We start from the raw sequence: 497 nt of genomic DNA, 5'->3' as shown, positions 1-497 counted from the left end.
TCTACATCCAGCCGATCAACTATCCGACGGTGCCGCGCGGCACCGAGCGGCTGCGCATCACGCCGACGCCGTTCCATTCCGACGCGCTGATCGCCGAACTGCAGGATGCGCTGGTCGAGACCTGGGATGCGCTCGGCATCCCCTATGCCACCTCCGGTCGGCCGGCCGTCGCCAAGAGCGACCGCATCATTCCCCTGCTGGTGCCGAAGTCGGGCGGTTGAAGCCATTGGGGCACGTGGTGCTCCGCCCATCGGTGTTCTTGCTCTCCAACGCTGCGATGCTCCAAGTCACGACAGGCAACTGTGTTCAGGCGAAGGCTGTTTTGTCGCGGATGATGGCGTTGAGGACGACCAGGAGCTTTCTTGCGACGGCGATGATGGCCAGTTTCTTGGAGCCTGAGCGGGCTGCGAGGTCGGTGTAGAAGGCTCTGAAGCGGTCACAGGTTCGGATGGCACTAAGTGCCGCCATGTAGAGGGCACGGCGCACACGCGATCGGC

General features: G+C 63.8%; 2 pseudogenes. One reads left to right on the top strand and one right to left on the bottom strand.

The annotated features are described in order from the left end of the window. Positions 1–221 (top strand): annotated as a pseudogene (locus EN874_RS19000) (5-aminolevulinate synthase); the annotation flags it as partial. An 85-nt stretch (positions 222–306) separates the two neighbouring features. On the opposite strand, the pseudogene EN874_RS33730 reads toward EN874_RS19000, so the two are convergent. Beyond that, positions 307–497 (bottom strand): annotated as a pseudogene (locus EN874_RS33730) (IS110 family transposase); the annotation flags it as partial.

Origin of the sequence: Mesorhizobium sp. M1D.F.Ca.ET.231.01.1.1 (genome assembly GCF_003999155.2) — a bacterium.
Taxonomy (GTDB): Bacteria; Pseudomonadota; Alphaproteobacteria; order Rhizobiales; family Rhizobiaceae; genus Mesorhizobium.
This window is presented reverse-complemented; position numbering and strand designations above follow the sequence as displayed.